We start from the raw sequence: 14,885 nt of genomic DNA, 5'->3' as shown, positions 1-14,885 counted from the left end.
TTCAGTCCTCATGCCCGATGCCATCGGACTGATTGAGCCCCAGCAGGTTCCAGGTCTGCACCATATGCGCAGACAAAGGCGCGGTGACGCGCAGACGTCCGCCCGTCGGGTGGGGAATGTCGATATGGCGGGCATGCAGGTGCAGCCGCTTCTGCACGCCGCCTGGAAAGTCCCAGTTATGGTCGTCGTCGAAATATTTCGGATCGCCGATGATCGGATGGCCGATATGCAGCGCATGGACGCGCAACTGGTGTGTGCGGCCCGTATATGGCTCCATTTCCAGCCAGGCGAGGTTCTGGGCGGCCGTATCCACCACCCTGTAGTAGGACACCGCGTGATCGGCGCCGTCTTCGCCATGGCGTGCGATGCGCATCCGGTCACCATCCGGCGTCTGTTCCTTGACGAGCCAGGTGGAGATCTTGTCCTCGTGCTTGCGCGGCACGCCCTTGACCAGCGCCCAATAGGTCTTCTTGGTGTCACGCTCGCGAAACGCTGCCGTCAGCTTCTGGGCAGCGCCACGCGTGCGGGCGATGACGAGCACGCCTGACGTGTCGCGGTCCAGCCGGTGGACGAGGCGCGGCTTTTCGCCCTTGGGGCTGGTGAAGGCTTCCAGCATCTGATCGATATGGCGCGCAACGCCGGAACCGCCCTGCACGGCAAGGCCGGCCGGCTTGTTCAAAACGATGACCTTGTCATCCTCATGAATGATCATGCGCGACAACAGTTCGAAATCGCTGGAATGTTTCAGGTCCTTGCCGGCGATAGGGCCGGTTTTCTTGGCGTCCACATCCATTGGCGGCACGCGCACGATCTGGCCCGGCTGCACGCGGGCATCCGATTTCACCCGGCCGCCATCGACGCGCACCTGTCCCGACCGCAACAGTTTCTGGAGCGGGCCAAAGCCCAGCCCGGGGTAATGCACCTTGAACCAACGGTCGAGGCGCATGCCAGCTTCATCCGCTTCGACGCTGATATGCTCGATGCCTGCCATCTCAAATCTTTCATTCTGGAATGGGCTCATGGCCCTTTGATCTGAGCCTTTAGATGATTTCAGCCCGGAAGGGAAAGAGAAATGGCAGGAAAGGCCGGCGAAGCCCGCCAAGGAGTGGATCAAAGGACAGCCCGACCAAATGCAAGCCCGCCAAAGGTGGCCAGCAAGGAGATGACGACACTTGCCAGCACATAGGAAAGAGCGGCAGCCGTCGCACCCCGCTCGATGAGGGCCATCGTATCGAGCGAGAAGGAGGAAAAGGTTGTGAAGCCGCCGAGGAAACCGACAACGATCAGCAAGCGCATTTCCATCGAAGCATTCAGCTTGCGGGCCACAAGTTCGGTCAGGAACCCGATGGCGAAGGAGCCCACGACATTGACGGTGAGTGTGCCCCACGGAAAGGCCGGCCCGGCCAGGCGGGTCACGATAACACCGGTCAGAAAGCGGAAGACGGAGCCAACCGCTCCACCGACTGCGACAATCAAAATCTGGATCAGCAAAGCGTCAGTTCCCGAAAAAATCAACGATCGTTAAAACTTGAAGGAATTGGTTAAAGCGGAACAAAAGCAATCTGCCTATCGTTTCCTGTTTAAGGAGATCATGGGTGAAATGACTCAGGTGGTATCAGTATCGGCGATTACGGCATCCTACGCAATGGATGCGGCACGGCCTGCGCGGCGCGTGGCAACCGCCGATCAGGTGAAAGACCAGCGCGTCGTGACCGAAAAGGAACAACGCCGGGTCGACGGCACCGATCCCGCCGATATCTCGGGCATCATTCCTGCCGTGCCTCTGGCCTTCGATGTCACCACCAGCCAGCAGCAGAGGCAGCACACAAGCCTGAAACAGGCCCGCGACGCCTACGAGGAAATCTGACGATTTCCTGAAGGCGGGGGGTGTGGCGCGCCGCAGGCTCGCCGCTTCACGCCGGCCGGCCGATCTGCGGATTTCAATTCCATGAAATCGTTCTTTTCGCAGCGCGACAGATTTCATGCCTGCAACGACATTTGCCTCTTGCCAACAGGGGGGGCTGCCTCATAATGAGCGCATCCCGCTGGGAGAAACCGCTTCGATGCGGCGCCGAAGGAGCAACCGCCCCGGAAACTCTCAGGCAAAAGGACCAGCGGGACGAACAGGACTCTGGAGAGAAGCCTTTTAGACGCGAAAAGGCTCGCCGAAGGGATAACAATCTCAGGCGCGAAGGACAGAGGGGGCTCATGAACGGCGGGAAACACGCCACACACTGAGCACCCGTGCGAAAACTTTTTGCACAGACCTGGAGGTTTTCTTGACCGATACCGGCCCTCTCCTTTCCACCCCACTTCACGCCCTTCATCTCTCGCTCGGCGCCCGCATGGTGCCGTTTGCCGGCTATGACATGCCGGTGCAATATCCCGCTGGCGTGATGAAGGAGCACCTCCACACCCGCGCCAAGGCCGGCCTGTTCGATGTTTCCCACATGGGCCAGGTCATCGTGAAAGCCGCATCCGGCACGTTTGAGGATGCAGCGCTTGCGCTCGAAAAGCTGGTGCCGGTCGATATCCTCGGCCTGAAACCCGGCCGCCAGCGTTATGGTTTTTTCACGGACGAGGCCGGCGGCATCCTGGACGACCTGATGCTTGCCAACCGAGGCGATCATCTGTTCGTTGTCGTTAATGCCGCCTGCAAGGGCGCTGATATCGCCCATATGCAGGCGCATCTGGATGGCTGTTCGGTCACACCGCTGGAAGACCGGGCGCTGATTGCCCTGCAGGGACCCGCCGCCGAAGCCGTTCTTGCCTCGCTCAATGCCGATGTGACGGCAATGAAATTCATGGACGTGCGTGACGTGACGCTGTCTGGTGCCGCCTGCATCGTTTCCCGCTCGGGTTATTCCGGCGAAGACGGCTTTGAAATCTCGGTGCCCTCTGACAAGGCCGAGGAACTGGCACGCGCGCTCCTCGCACATCCAGATTGCGAGGCCATCGGCCTTGGCGCCCGCGATTCGCTGCGCCTCGAAGCCGGGCTCTGCCTCTATGGCAACGACATCGACACCACCACGAGCCCTATCGAAGCCTCGCTCGAATGGGCGATCCAGAAGGCACGCCGCACCGGTGGCGAACGCGAAGGCGGTTTTCCGGGTGCCGAGCGAATTTTGCGTGAACTCGCCAATGGAACCCTTCGCCGCCGCGTCGGCCTGAAGCCTGAGGGCAAGGCGCCGGTGCGCGCCCATGCACGGCTGTTTTCCGATGCCGAGGGAACGCGGGATATCGGCGAAGTGACATCAGGTACGTTCGGGCCTTCAGTCGAGGGTCCGGTTGCCATGGGTTATGTGCCAGCCGCGCAGGCCGCACCCGGTACGCAGATCTTTGCCGAAGTGCGCGGCAAGTACCTGCCCGTCACGGTTTCCGCCCTGCCCTTCATCACGCCAACCTACAAGCGGTAGTTTTAAATGCTGGCCTTGCCATCCCAAGTCCCCTCTGGCCTGCCGGCCATCTCCCCCACAAGGGGAGACCAGCAAGCGGCAGCCTCGCGCCTTTCATCGGCGTCGAGGGCTGGGAGACCGGGCGCGCCCATCGCATCTCCCCACCTGTGGGGGAGATGGCCGGCAGGCCAGAGGGGGCAAGCTTGCATCCCTCGTCAACCAATGTCCAAAATCCCTTCCAGAGAGGACCAAAACCATGCTGAAATTCACCGCTGAACACGAATGGCTGAAGCTCGACGGCGATGTCGCGACCGTCGGCATCACGAGCCACGCCGCCGACCAGCTCGGCGATCTCGTGTTCGTTGAACTGCCCGAGGTTGGCGCCACGTTCGAGAAGAACGGCGAAGCTGCCACCGTCGAAAGCGTCAAGGCAGCGTCTGACGTCTATTGTCCGCTGTCGGGTGAGATCGTCGAGATCAACGAGGCCATCACGTCGGATCCGTCGCTGGTCAATTCCGATCCTCAGGGCAAGGGCTGGTTCTTCAAGCTGAAGCTTGCCAACGTCGCTGACGCCGATGACCTCATGGACGAGGCTGCCTATAAGGAGCTTGTCGGCTGATGTCAGACACACGCGATTTCCATTTCACCGATTACCAGCCCTACGATTTTGCCAATCGCCGGCATATCGGCCCCTCGCCGTCCGAAATGAAGGACATGCTGAAGGTCGTTGGTTATCCGAGCCTTGATGCGCTGATCGATGCGACCGTGCCCTCCACCATCCGCCAGCGCGAGCCGCTTGCCTGGGGCGCAGCTCTCACCGAACGCGAAGCGCTCGACCGGCTGCGCGAGACCGCCAACAAGAACCAGCCGCTCACGTCTCTGATCGGCCAAGGTTATTACGGCACCATCACGCCGCCGGTCATTCAGCGCAACATTCTGGAAAACCCCGCCTGGTACACGGCCTACACGCCCTACCAGCCGGAGATTTCGCAAGGCCGTCTCGAGGCGCTCCTGAACTTCCAGACGATGATCTGTGACCTAACGGGCCTTGATGTCGCAAACGCCTCGCTTCTCGATGAAGCAACGGCTGCCGCCGAAGCCATGGCGCTCTGCCAGCGTCAGGCGAAATCCAAGGCGACCGCCTTCTTCGTTGATGCGAGCTGCCATCCGCAAACCATCGCCCTCATCGAAACGCGCGCGGCCCCGCTCGGCTGGACCGTCATCATCGGCAATCCGTTTACCGATCTCGACCCGGTCGACGTCTTTGGCGCGATCTTCCAGTATCCGGGTAGCCAAGGTCATGCGCATGATTTTTCCGGCCTCATCGCCCGCCTGCACCAGACCGGTGCGGTGGCAGCCGTTGCCGCAGACCTTCTGGCGCTGACGCTTCTGAAGTCGCCCGGCGAAATGGGCGCCGATATCGCCATCGGTTCCTCGCAGCGCTTTGGCGTGCCGATGGGTTACGGCGGCCCGCATGCGGCTTTCATGGCGGTGAAGGATGCCCACAAGCGCTCCATGCCCGGCCGTCTCGTTGGCGTATCCGTGGATGCGCGCGGCAACCGCGCCTATCGCCTGTCGCTGCAGACGCGCGAACAGCATATCCGCCGCGAAAAGGCGACGTCGAACATCTGCACCGCGCAGGTTCTGCTTGCCGTCATGGCCTCCATGTACGGCGTCTTCCACGGTCCCGAAGGCCTGAAGGCGATTGCCCAGCAGGTTCACAAGAAGGCCGTGCTGATGGCCAAGGGCCTGGAAAAGCTTGGGTATGCCGTGGAGCAGGAAAACTTCTTCGACACGATCACGGTCGAAGTCGGCCATATGCAGGGCCTCATCCTGCGCGCCGCCGTTGCCGAAGGCGTCAACCTGCGCAAGATCGGAACCACGAAGATCGGCATGTCGCTCGATGAGCGCACGCGTCCGGTGACGCTGGAAGCTGTCTGGCGCGCGTTCGGCGGCAATTTCGAAGTATCCGATTTTGAAGCCGATTACCGTCTGCCAACGGATCTGCTGCGCACCTCGCCCTACATGACGCACCCGATCTTCCACATGAACCGCGCCGAAAGCGAGATGACCCGTTATATCCGTCGGCTCTCGGACCGGGATCTGGCGCTCGACCGGGCGATGATCCCGCTCGGTTCCTGCACCATGAAGCTGAATGCCACCGCGGAAATGCTGCCGATCACCTGGCCGGAATTTGCCGACATGCATCCCTTCTGCCCCGCCGATCAGGCGCTCGGCTATAAGGAAATGATTGAGGATCTCTCGGCAAAGCTTTGCCAGATCACCGGTTATGACGCGATTTCCATGCAGCCGAATTCCGGCGCGCAGGGCGAATATGCAGGGCTCCTGACGATCCGCAACTATCATATTGCGCAAGGTAATGCCCACCGCGACGTCTGCCTCATCCCGACGTCAGCACACGGCACCAATCCGGCATCCGCCCAGATGGTCGGCATGAAGGTGGTGCCGGTCAAGGCCAAGGAAAACGGTGACGTCGATCTCGACGATTTCCGCGCCAAGGCGGAACTCTATTCGGCAAACCTTGCCGCCTGCATGGTGACCTACCCCTCGACGCATGGCGTGTTCGAGGAAACCGTCAGCGAGATCTGCGCCATCACCCACCAGCATGGCGGTCAGGTTTATCTCGATGGCGCCAACATGAACGCCATGGTCGGCCTCTCCCGCCCCGGCGACATCGGCTCCGACGTTTCCCACCTCAACCTGCACAAGACCTTCTGCATTCCCCATGGCGGTGGTGGTCCCGGCATGGGCCCGATCGGCGTCAAGGCGCATCTCGCCGCCCACCTGCCCGGCCATGTGGCAACGGATGGTCGCGATGGGGCTGTGTCGGCGGCACCTTTCGGTTCACCGTCGATCCTGCCGATCTCCTGGTCCTATTGCCTGATGATGGGTGGCGAAGGCCTGACGCAGGCAACCAAGGTTGCGATCCTCAACGCCAACTATATCGCCGCTCGTCTCGCCGGCGCCTATGACGTGCTCTACAAGTCTGCGGCCGGCCGCGTCGCGCATGAATGCATTATCGATACCCGCCCGCTTGCTGCGTCCGCCGGCGTCACCGTCGATGACGTGGCAAAGCGCCTTGTGGATTGCGGTTTCCACGCCCCGACCATGAGCTGGCCCGTTGCGGGCACGCTGATGATCGAGCCGACGGAATCGGAAACCAAGGCCGAGATCGACCGCTTCTGCGATGCAATGCTCGCCATCCGTGAGGAAGCCCGCGCCATCGAAGAAGGCAGGATGGACCGCAACAACAACCCGCTGAAGAACGCGCCGCACACGGTGGAGGATCTGGTTGGCGAGTGGGACCGTCCCTATTCGCGCGAACAGGCCTGTTTCCCGCCCGGTTCGTTCCGCGTCGACAAATACTGGTCGCCGGTCAACCGCATCGACAATGTCTATGGCGACCGCAATCTGGTCTGCACCTGCCCGCCGATGGAAGATTATGCGGAAGCAGCTGAATAACCGGCAAGTCTCCCGATAACGCGCATAAAAAAATCCCCGGCTCCACACCGGGGATTTTTGCATGTCAGCCAAAGGTTGGATGTGATTAACGGCACTGCTGACGTGGGCCGCTCAGCGGCTGGTAGGTGTTGTCATAGGCGCGGTACGAGCGGTATTTGCTGGCGCAGTATTGTTCGTGCGAGCCGCTGACGGTGCGGTTGCCCTGTTGCGACGCGATGATGCCACCGATGACTGCACCTGCGGCCAGACCACCGATGATGGCGCCGGCATTGTTATGGTGACGGCGGTCGCGATCACGGTAGTCGCGGCGGTCGCTGCGATAATCCCGGCGATCCCAACGGTGGCCGCGGTCACGATCCCAGCGACCGGACCCATTGCCCCATCGCGGGTTAAGCTCCGGGCAGTTGGTCATATTGTTGCACCCAACGGTCTGCACTGTCGCTTCAGGCGCGGATGTCGTCATCTGACCCATCGGGCGCGCCACGAATGTGGGCGCGGCCATGGCCGGCAGGCTGGTCAGGGCTGTTGCCAGCGATACGACGGCAATCATCAGTTTATTCATCACGTTCGTCCAAACATATCCAGAGGTGCCGGTTAACGCACGCCGCCGCTTAAGGTTCCCGGGCGTCTTTACCGCAGGGGCATCAGGCCTGCTTTCGGCCGGTATCGCCGGCTAAGCGGGGCAGAGCAATATATGCCATCTGCCGCAAGCGATTTCGGCCTTCAGGGTCCTGTCAGTTTCGCGCCCTATCCGATGCGCATGGTCAACCCACGGAGAACCCTCATGGCCCTTTCCCTGCGCCTTTCGACACTTGTTGCCCTCTCGCTCACCCTTTCCACAGAGGCCTTTGCCGCCAGCACCATCATGGTCAAGGAGGATGGCGAAGCCGGCGGCCCAATGACCATCAGCCTCGACCACACCACCGTTCCGGCTGGCGAGGTGACGTTCATGGTTCACAACGACGCGATGAGCGAAGAACACGAAATGGTTCTCGTCAAGCTCAAGTCGGCTGACGAGACCGTCCCTGTTAACGCTGCCAAGCACCGTGTCGATGAAACCAAGCTGAAGAGCCTCGGCGAAGTCGCCGATCTGAAGGCCGGCAAGGATGGACAGCTGAAGGTGAAGCTCGCGGCCGGAAACTACCTTCTCCTCTGCAATATCAAGGGACATTATGAAGCCGGAATGAAAGCAAAGCTCACCGTTACACAATAATATTTTATGTATACTGGCGTCGATAATTTAGAATATGATGCACATCTTCTTGTCGGCAAAATACACGTCATACGAGTCCATATCGGCAAAAAAGGCCTTAAGTTATTATTTTATCATAATAAGATAAATACCCAGGGTTGCTTTTTGTCAGTATTTTTCTGATAATATCCATGGCGGATTTCCTATAGCAAGATTATGACATGATCTCGCTTTGGAGATTTACATGCGGATTTCACGGCATCAGGATATTACCCAGGCATTGACTGACGTCCACCCCAGGCTCGTATCCGTTGTAGAGCGGGCTATGGAGATCTGCGTCATCGAATTTCGCGTCCATGACGGATTACGAACACTGGAAGAGCAGAAGGAATATGTCAGGTGCGGCGTTGCCCAAACCCTGACCAGCCTGCATCTCAGACAGACGGATACGGGGTTTGCCCACGCCGTCGACCTCGCCCCCTTTATCAACGGCAAGGTTCGCTTCGAACGCATACCCCTCTACCATGTCGCTGCCGCCATGCATCACGCCAGCCAGGAACTCGGAGTGCCGCTTGTCTGGGGTGGCGTGTGGGACCGCACATTGACCCAGCTTCCCGGGAATGCGGCAGATCTGGAAGACGAGGTGATCGCCTATACGGCACGGCGTCGCCAGGCGGGCAAGAAAGTGTCCATAGACGCCCATCACTACCAGCTGGACGGGCGTAACCGCCAATCCTTCGTGGAGTTCAACATGTGGCGCTGACGGCGGGATAGCAGACAGGCGTCAGCGCCTGCCGGCCCGCCGCATCGCCTGCCGGCTTAAGTGTTTCGCTCTAAGCGAAGCCTAACGGCTGAGGTGTTCTGAAAAATCAGCCGACAAACGCCCGTTCGATGACGAATTCGGCTGGCTTGTTATTGGCGCCTTCGGTCAGCCCTGCCTTTTCCAGCAGGTCCTTGGTGTCCTTCAGCATGGCCGTCGAGCCGCAAATCATGCCGCGGTCGATGGCGGGGTCAAGCGGTGGTACGCCAAGATCGGTGTAGAGCTTGCCGCTTTCCATGAGGTCGGTGATACGGCCCTGATACGGATAAGCTTCGCGCGTCACCGTCGGATAATGCTTCAGCTTGGTGCCGACGATTTCCGCCAGAAATTCGTGGTTGCGGATCTCTTCCATGAGATCAAAACCGTATTTCAGCTCGGCGATTTCGCGGCAGGTATGGGTGAGGATGACTTCCTCGAACTTTTCATAGGTTTCGGGATCGCGGATGAGGCTGGCAAAGGGCGCGATGCCGGTGCCGGTCGAAAACATGTAGAGCCGCTTGCCGGGGGTAAGCGCATCCAGAACCAGCGTACCCGTCGGCTTCTTGCGCATCAGCACGGTGTCGCCCGGCTTGATCTTCTGCAGATGCGAGGTCAGCGGCCCATCCGGTACCTTGATCGAAAAGAATTCCAGTTCCTCGTCCCAGGACGGACTTGCGATCGAATAGGCACGGTAGATCGGCTTTTCACCGACCATCAGGCCGATCATGGCAAATTCGCCGGAGCGGAAGCGATAACCGGCCGGGCGCGTCATGCGAAAGCGGAACAGATGGTCGGTATAATGCTCTACCGCCAGAACCGTTTCGGCATAAACGCCGTCGGGGATCTTGATCTCTGGCTTTGCGGCAAACTCTTCGGTCTTGGCGGGAGCATTCATACCGGTCGTCTCGTCCTGTTGTCGTTTCATCTCGCAGACGCGAAATATACCATGCCTTGGCGCATTTGAAGAGATGCGCGTTCATATGCCGCGCCTGGGGTGAAAAATATGTGCGGCAAAGTCAGCTTTATACCCATCCGCGGTTTTACCGCAGATGGGGTGCCACCATCAGGCGGAGCGGCGGCGCCAGCTATAGGCTTCGTCGGCCTTTGCCGTGCGCGCCGTTGGCTGGTAATGCACGTCAATGCCCGGCAGGCGGTTTTCGCCGAGCCGCTTCAGGGCCGTGGCGTTGGTGACGGAAAAGCTGTCGAAGCCGCAGCGCAGCATCAGCGGCACATGGTCGATCAGCACGTCGCCCACGGCCCGCAACTCATTCTTGTAGGCCAGCCGTTCACGCAGCAGTGAGGCATGGCTGAAGCCACGGCCATCGCTGAACGCCGGAAATTCGACCGCCACCAATTCCAGCCGATAAAGATAAGGTTCTAGCCGCCGCACGTCGTCGGCGGGCTTGATCAGAACGCCGAAGCCGACTTCGTTGCTGGTATCGGCCTCTTCGATCAGCCGGTCGAGCGACAACAGAGGCCGCTGGTCACCTTCCGCCTTCACCTCGTCGGTTTCGATGATCCAAGGATCGTTTTCGACAAAGCCGGTTTCTTTCCAGATGCGTGTCATCAGTGTCTTCCCCTCGCCCGTCATGCCGCTGCTGCCGTCTGGCCATAGAGCGCGTCCTTGAACGGCTGCGGCCCGACGCGACGATAGGCATCGAGAAAAATTTCGTCCTTGGACAGGCGGAGCCCGAGATAGGTGTCGACGATCTTTTCGACCGCGTCCGTCACCTTGTCCGGCTCAAAACCGCGCCCGATGATCTCGCCAATCGAGGTGTGTTCATCGCCGGACCCGCCAAGCGTGATCTGGTACAGTTCGGCACCCTTCTTCTCGACACCGAGAAGCCCGATGTGGCCGACATGGTGGTGGCCGCAGGCATTGATGCAGCCGGATATCTTGATCTTCAGTTCGCCGATTTCCGCCTGCCGCTCGGCCGAGCCGAAGCGGGTGGAAATGGCCTGCGCCACCGGGATGGAGCGCGCATTGGCGAGCGCGCAATAGTCCAAGCCGGGACAGACGATCATGTCGGTGATCAGGCCGGCATTGGCGGTCGCCAGCCCCTGCGCCACCAGCGCCCGGTAGACGGGTTCGAGATCGGCCAGCGCCACATGCGGCAGGATGACGTTCTGCTCGTGGCTGATGCGGATTTCGTCGAAGGCATAGTCCTCGGCGATATCGGCAATCGCCTCCATCTGCACGTCGGTCGCGTCACCGGGAATGCCGCCGATCGGCTTCAGCGAGATCGTCACCATGCCGTAATCGGGGTGCTTGTGCGGCTGCACGTTCTGATCCACCCAGCGGGCGAAATTGGCGTCTGCCTTTTTCCAGCCGGCAAGTTGCGCCCAGCCTTCGGACCGTTCACCGAGCGGCGGCGGTGCAAAATAGGTGGTAATCGCCTGAATGTCGGCCTCCGGCAGTTTCAGTTCGGTGCCCTGCAGATGGGCAAATTCCTCGTCCACCTGACGCGCCAGTTCTTCGGCACCCGTCTCGTGAACGAGGATCTTGATGCGCGCCTTGTATTTGTTGTCGCGCCGGCCGTGCAGGTTGTATACGCGCATGATCGCCGTCGTGTAGGACAGAAGATCCTCTTCCGGCAGAAAATCGCGGATTTTCTTTGCCACCATCGGTGTGCGGCCCTGCCCGCCGCCGACATAAACTGCAAAACCGGTCTTGCCGTCCTCGTTCTTTTTGAGGTGCAGGCCGATGTCGTGAACCTGGATGGCGGCACGGTCGCGCTCGGCACCGGTCACCGCAATCTTGAACTTGCGCGGCAGGTAGGAAAATTCCGGATGGACAGACGACCACTGGCGCAGGATTTCCGCGTAGGGGCGCGGATCGGCCACTTCGTCTGCGGCGGCGCCTGCAAAATGATCGGCCGTGACGTTGCGAATGCAATTGCCTGACGTCTGCAGCGCGTGCATTTCGACGGATGCAAGTTCGGCAAGGATGTCAGGCGTATCCGACAGCTTTGGCCAGTTGTACTGGATGTTCTGGCGCGTGGTGAAATGGCCGTAGCCACGGTCATATTTGCGCGCGATATGGGCGAGCATCCGCATCTGGCGACCGTTCAGCGTGCCATAGGGAATGGCAACCCGCAGCATGTAGGCATGCAACTGCAGATAAACGCCGTTCATCAGGCGCAGCGGCTTGAAGGCATCCTCGGCCAGCTCGCCGGACAGGCGGCGCGTCAACTGGTCGCGGAACTGTTCCACGCGGGACGATACAAAGGCGTGGTCGAACTCGTCGTAACGATACATGATATCCTCAGGCTGCGATAAAGGCCGGATCGGCAGGGGCAAAGCCGGCGGCATAGTCCATGGTGGGGCCGGCGGCGCGGATACGCTCGCGCAGGCGAAGCGGGCGAAGCGTGCCGTTCACCTCTTCCACTTCGACGATATTGACGTCGACGACGAGGTTGGCCGAAAAGTCACGCTTGCCGATGGCTTCGAGCGAGGTAACGGCCTCCGCGTGGCGGGCAACAAGCGCATCCTGCAGGCGCTCGTTCCAGGCGCCGCCTGCATCCAGCCACACGGCAATGCCATCGGTCAGGCGATTGGCGGTCAACACCTTGTCTGTCATGTCTCCATTCCCATCGTCATGCCGGGCCCCGTGACGGACGGACCGGTTCTCTAATGCGTGTGCCTGTATTATGACAGAGCGCATATGGGGTTAGAAGAAACGCAAATCCGCAACCGCTGCCGGTGGAGTATTTCTGTTCCGGCATTGACCGTAACGGGGAAAAATAAGCCTGTAGTGCGTCCACAGCCACGATCCACACTGCAATGCAGCAAGACGTTGAAAAGGCTTTGCCCGCATCTGCCTCGCCGGTTTAAGATAACCCATCTCTTGCGCTCCACTCATGAAGGACCAGCATCCGTGACCGGACATCCCCTCGCCTCGCGCCTTCTCGATGTCATCGAGAATGACATTATCCCGCTGACCGCCAAGGGGGTCGAAACCGGCAACAAGCTGTTTGGCGCGGCCATCCTGCGCAAATCCGATCTGTCACTGGTGATTGCCGAGACCAATAACGAGTTGGAAAACCCGCTCTGGCACGGGGAAGTCCATACGCTGAAGCGCTTTTACGAGATGGGTGAAAAGCCGGATACGCGCGACCTGATCTTTCTCTCCACCCATGAACCCTGCACCATGTGCATGTCGGCGATCACCTGGGCTGGATTTGATAATTTCTATTATTTCTTCAGCCACGAGGATTCGCGCGATGCCTTTGCCATTCCGCACGACCTGAAGATCCTCAAGGAAGTGTTTGACCTGGAACCGGGCGGTTATCGTCGAAAAAACACCTTCTGGAATGCCTTTGCCATTTCGGATCTGGTGGAAAGCGCCGACGGTGAGGACCGGGAGCGTATGCGTGACAAAGTGGCGGCCCTGAAGGCCCGCTATGACGAACTCTCCGAGATCTACCAAGAGAGCAAGAGCGGCAACAGCATACCGCTCAACTGACGCCACCTATTTCAGACAGTACACAGGATGCCTTTCCCCATGCAGCCCTCACGCGACATTTCGCGCCTGATCGACCTCATGTCCGCGCTTCGCGATCGCCAGACCGGCTGCCCCTGGGATGTCGAGCAGACATTCGAGACGATCAAGCCCTATACGATCGAGGAAGCCTATGAGGTGGCAGACGCCATCGAACGCGATGACATGGAGGACCTGAAGGACGAACTGGGCGACCTGCTGTTCCAGGTGGTGTTTCACGCGCAGATGGCGTCCGAGGCCGGCGAGTTTGAATTCGGTGATGTGGTGGAGGCGGTGATGACCAAGATGATCCGCCGCCATCCACATGTCTTTGCCCGCTCCGATGTCGCGACACCGGATGCGGTCAAAGTGCAGTGGGATGAGATCAAGGCGGCGGAAAAGCGTGAACGAGCAGACCGTCGCGCCCGGCGCGGCGTGACGGACGATGCCAAGGCAGGTTTTCTCGGCAGCGTCCAGCGCAGCCAGCCGGCATTGACCGAAGCGTTGAAACTTCAGGAGCGTGCCGCAAAAGTCGGTTTCGACTGGTCCGAAGCCGAACCGATCCTCGACAAGATCGAGGAGGAAATTGGCGAGTTGCGCGAGGCGCTGAAGAGTGGCAAGCCGCACAAGGTGAAGGACGAACTCGGCGATCTCATCTTTGCCCTCGTCAATATCGGTCGTCACGTCAAGGCCGATCCGGAACAGGCCCTGCGCGGCACCAACACCAAATTCCGCAGGCGCTTCAGCTATATCGAAAGTTCACTTCAGGAACTGGGTGTGACGCTGGAAGATGCAACGTTGGAGGAGATGGAGGCCTTGTGGCAGGCGGCAAAGGCTGGGGAGTGAAGGCCGCGAAGGCACGGGTAATACTTCGGGACACCGGGCCTGCAGGCATCATGTTTCTGGAAGATCGATCTTTCGGCCACGATGAAACAGTCGGATGATTGTCACCGTGCCGTCGCGCACTTGAAAGGCAATCGTGGCCTGTCGACGATAGCCCACGGTGCGAAGCCCTTTTCGCTCTGTGCGCTCTCGGCCTCGTTCCGGGAAGGTCGCGAACCCGAGGCAATAGGCATAGATTTCTGCGACGTATCGCGTTGCGTCAGCGTCACCGGCGCATGGCAACAGATAATCATAGAGGTCCTGGAAGTCTGCGATGGCTTCCGGCGCAAATTTCACACGGTGTGTCGCCTGATGTGTCACTTGGCTGAGTGTGAGGAACCGCGGCGCGCATCTATATGTGCCTCTATCTGGCGCCATGCTTGCGCGTCATCAACTGCGCGGGATGGATTTGCATCGAGACGATCGACCGTTGGAAGGACTGTCTCATTGATCCAGTCCTCCAGCCCGGCGCTCTCGGTCGCAAGCGACCGAAGGCCTTCGTTGATGACCTCTTGTTCAGAAGCGTACTCTCCGGACCTCACCTTCAAGTCCACCATCTCGGCCAGATCCGGCGGCAGTGTAATGGTCAAGGCGTGGTTCGCTTTCATAGGAGCCGTCCTCTTCTCAAGGGAATATGACACCATATTGCCGTGA

General features: G+C 59.9%; 17 protein-coding genes and 1 riboswitch. Of the genes, 8 read left to right on the top strand and 9 right to left on the bottom strand.

What is annotated here, in order from left to right:
* Position 1: 1 nt before the first annotated feature.
* Together AC4CWH_RS07280 and crcB are read right to left on the bottom strand one after the other, a co-directional pair.
* On the bottom strand, positions 2-991 hold the full coding sequence (locus AC4CWH_RS07280; protein WP_491321007.1) for an RluA family pseudouridine synthase: 990 nt from the start codon (positions 989-991) through the stop codon (positions 2-4).
* Between the two features lie 119 nt (positions 992-1,110).
* Positions 1,111-1,488 (bottom strand): fluoride efflux transporter CrcB, encoded by a 378-nt coding sequence (crcB, locus tag AC4CWH_RS07275; RefSeq protein WP_491285332.1) that lies wholly within the window; start codon positions 1,486-1,488, stop codon positions 1,111-1,113.
* 103 nt (positions 1,489-1,591) lie between these two features.
* On the opposite strand from crcB, the gene AC4CWH_RS07270 reads away from it, so the two are divergent.
* The 4 genes from AC4CWH_RS07270 (at position 1,592) to gcvP (ending at position 6,878) form a co-directional block, all read left to right on the top strand.
* Positions 1,592-1,867 (top strand): hypothetical protein, encoded by a 276-nt coding sequence (locus tag AC4CWH_RS07270; RefSeq protein WP_491321006.1) that lies wholly within the window; start codon positions 1,592-1,594, stop codon positions 1,865-1,867.
* Positions 1,868-2,036: 169 nt separating this feature from the next.
* Positions 2,037-2,124: riboswitch (glycine riboswitch) on the top strand.
* Positions 2,125-2,279: 155 nt separating this feature from the next.
* Positions 2,280-3,416 (top strand): glycine cleavage system aminomethyltransferase GcvT, encoded by a 1,137-nt coding sequence (gcvT, locus tag AC4CWH_RS07265; protein ID WP_491321005.1) that lies wholly within the window; start codon positions 2,280-2,282, stop codon positions 3,414-3,416.
* A gap of 235 nt (positions 3,417-3,651) precedes the next feature.
* Positions 3,652-4,014: a glycine cleavage system protein GcvH gene (gene gcvH, locus AC4CWH_RS07260; RefSeq protein WP_491321004.1), complete on the top strand. Its 363-nt coding sequence runs from the start codon at positions 3,652-3,654 to the stop codon at positions 4,012-4,014.
* Positions 4,014-6,878, top strand: a complete 2,865-nt coding sequence (gcvP, locus tag AC4CWH_RS07255; RefSeq protein WP_491321003.1) for an aminomethyl-transferring glycine dehydrogenase — start codon at positions 4,014-4,016, stop codon at positions 6,876-6,878. The genes gcvH and gcvP overlap by 1 nt, the downstream gene beginning before the upstream one ends.
* Positions 6,879-6,963: 85 nt before the next feature.
* Here gcvP and AC4CWH_RS07250 read toward each other — a convergent pair whose 3' ends face one another.
* Positions 6,964-7,440, bottom strand: a complete 477-nt coding sequence (locus AC4CWH_RS07250; RefSeq protein ID WP_491321002.1) for a BA14K family protein — start codon at positions 7,438-7,440, stop codon at positions 6,964-6,966.
* A 222-nt stretch (positions 7,441-7,662) separates the two neighbouring features.
* Between AC4CWH_RS07250 and AC4CWH_RS07245 the strand changes: the two genes are divergently transcribed.
* On the top strand, positions 7,663-8,091 hold the full coding sequence (locus tag AC4CWH_RS07245) for a plastocyanin/azurin family copper-binding protein (protein WP_491321001.1): 429 nt from the start codon (positions 7,663-7,665) through the stop codon (positions 8,089-8,091).
* A 223-nt stretch (positions 8,092-8,314) separates the two neighbouring features.
* Complete coding sequence (locus tag AC4CWH_RS07240) at positions 8,315-8,833, top strand: M15 family metallopeptidase domain-containing protein (protein ID WP_491321000.1); 519 nt, start codon at positions 8,315-8,317, stop codon at positions 8,831-8,833.
* Between the two features lie 106 nt (positions 8,834-8,939).
* On the opposite strand, the gene AC4CWH_RS07235 is transcribed toward AC4CWH_RS07240, so the two are convergent.
* From AC4CWH_RS07235 to AC4CWH_RS07220, 4 genes are all read right to left on the bottom strand, one after another.
* A complete protein-coding gene (locus AC4CWH_RS07235; protein WP_491321378.1) occupies positions 8,940-9,764 on the bottom strand; it encodes a ferredoxin--NADP reductase in 825 nt (274 codons plus the stop codon).
* 168 nt (positions 9,765-9,932) lie between these two features.
* On the bottom strand, positions 9,933-10,436 hold the full coding sequence (locus AC4CWH_RS07230) for a DUF934 domain-containing protein (protein ID WP_491320999.1): 504 nt from the start codon (positions 10,434-10,436) through the stop codon (positions 9,933-9,935).
* A 20-nt stretch (positions 10,437-10,456) separates the two neighbouring features.
* Positions 10,457-12,127: a nitrite/sulfite reductase gene (locus tag AC4CWH_RS07225; RefSeq protein WP_491320998.1), complete on the bottom strand. Its 1,671-nt coding sequence runs from the start codon at positions 12,125-12,127 to the stop codon at positions 10,457-10,459.
* A gap of 7 nt (positions 12,128-12,134) precedes the next feature.
* A complete protein-coding gene (locus AC4CWH_RS07220; RefSeq protein ID WP_491281463.1) occupies positions 12,135-12,449 on the bottom strand; it encodes a DUF2849 domain-containing protein in 315 nt (104 codons plus the stop codon).
* A 297-nt stretch (positions 12,450-12,746) separates the two neighbouring features.
* Here AC4CWH_RS07220 and AC4CWH_RS07215 point away from each other — a divergent pair, with 297 nt between their 5' ends.
* Together AC4CWH_RS07215 and mazG are read left to right on the top strand one after the other, a co-directional pair.
* Positions 12,747-13,334, top strand: coding sequence for a deaminase (locus tag AC4CWH_RS07215; protein WP_491320997.1), 588 nt, complete (start codon positions 12,747-12,749; stop codon positions 13,332-13,334).
* Between the two features lie 39 nt (positions 13,335-13,373).
* Positions 13,374-14,195, top strand: coding sequence for a nucleoside triphosphate pyrophosphohydrolase (gene mazG / locus AC4CWH_RS07210; protein ID WP_491320996.1), 822 nt, complete (start codon positions 13,374-13,376; stop codon positions 14,193-14,195).
* 48 nt (positions 14,196-14,243) lie between these two features.
* Here mazG and AC4CWH_RS07205 read toward each other — a convergent pair whose 3' ends face one another.
* Positions 14,244-14,528, bottom strand: coding sequence for a type II toxin-antitoxin system RelE/ParE family toxin (locus AC4CWH_RS07205; protein WP_491320995.1), 285 nt, complete (start codon positions 14,526-14,528; stop codon positions 14,244-14,246).
* Between the two features lie 20 nt (positions 14,529-14,548).
* Entirely contained in the window at positions 14,549-14,839 is a 291-nt protein-coding gene (locus AC4CWH_RS07200) for a ribbon-helix-helix domain-containing protein (protein ID WP_491320994.1), read from the bottom strand.
* Positions 14,840-14,885 lie beyond the last annotated feature (46 nt).

It is taken from the genome of Neorhizobium sp. PAMB6716, assembly GCF_058242805.1.
This window is presented reverse-complemented; position numbering and strand designations above follow the sequence as displayed.

Excerpts from the sequence above, each read along its gene's own strand:
- AC4CWH_RS07245 (WP_491321001.1), top strand. The coding sequence starts at position 7,663 with ATGGCCCTTTCCCTGCGCCTTTCGACACTTGTTGCCCTCTCGCTCACC.
- gcvH (WP_491321004.1), top strand. The coding sequence starts at position 3,652 with ATGCTGAAATTCACCGCTGAACACGAATGGCTGAAGCTCGACGGCGAT.
- AC4CWH_RS07235 (WP_491321378.1), bottom strand. The coding sequence starts at position 9,764 with ATGAATGCTCCCGCCAAGACCGAAGAGTTTGCCGCAAAGCCAGAGATC.
- AC4CWH_RS07220 (WP_491281463.1), bottom strand. The coding sequence starts at position 12,449 with ATGACAGACAAGGTGTTGACCGCCAATCGCCTGACCGATGGCATTGCC.
- AC4CWH_RS07240 (WP_491321000.1), top strand. The coding sequence starts at position 8,315 with ATGCGGATTTCACGGCATCAGGATATTACCCAGGCATTGACTGACGTC.
- AC4CWH_RS07270 (WP_491321006.1), top strand. The coding sequence starts at position 1,592 with ATGGGTGAAATGACTCAGGTGGTATCAGTATCGGCGATTACGGCATCC.
- AC4CWH_RS07250 (WP_491321002.1), bottom strand. The coding sequence starts at position 7,440 with ATGAATAAACTGATGATTGCCGTCGTATCGCTGGCAACAGCCCTGACC.
- AC4CWH_RS07200 (WP_491320994.1), bottom strand. The coding sequence starts at position 14,839 with ATGAAAGCGAACCACGCCTTGACCATTACACTGCCGCCGGATCTGGCC.
- mazG (WP_491320996.1), top strand. The coding sequence starts at position 13,374 with ATGCAGCCCTCACGCGACATTTCGCGCCTGATCGACCTCATGTCCGCG.
- AC4CWH_RS07225 (WP_491320998.1), bottom strand. The coding sequence starts at position 12,127 with ATGTATCGTTACGACGAGTTCGACCACGCCTTTGTATCGTCCCGCGTG.
- AC4CWH_RS07280 (WP_491321007.1), bottom strand. The coding sequence starts at position 991 with ATGGCAGGCATCGAGCATATCAGCGTCGAAGCGGATGAAGCTGGCATG.
- AC4CWH_RS07230 (WP_491320999.1), bottom strand. The coding sequence starts at position 10,436 with ATGACACGCATCTGGAAAGAAACCGGCTTTGTCGAAAACGATCCTTGG.
- gcvP (WP_491321003.1), top strand. The coding sequence starts at position 4,014 with ATGTCAGACACACGCGATTTCCATTTCACCGATTACCAGCCCTACGAT.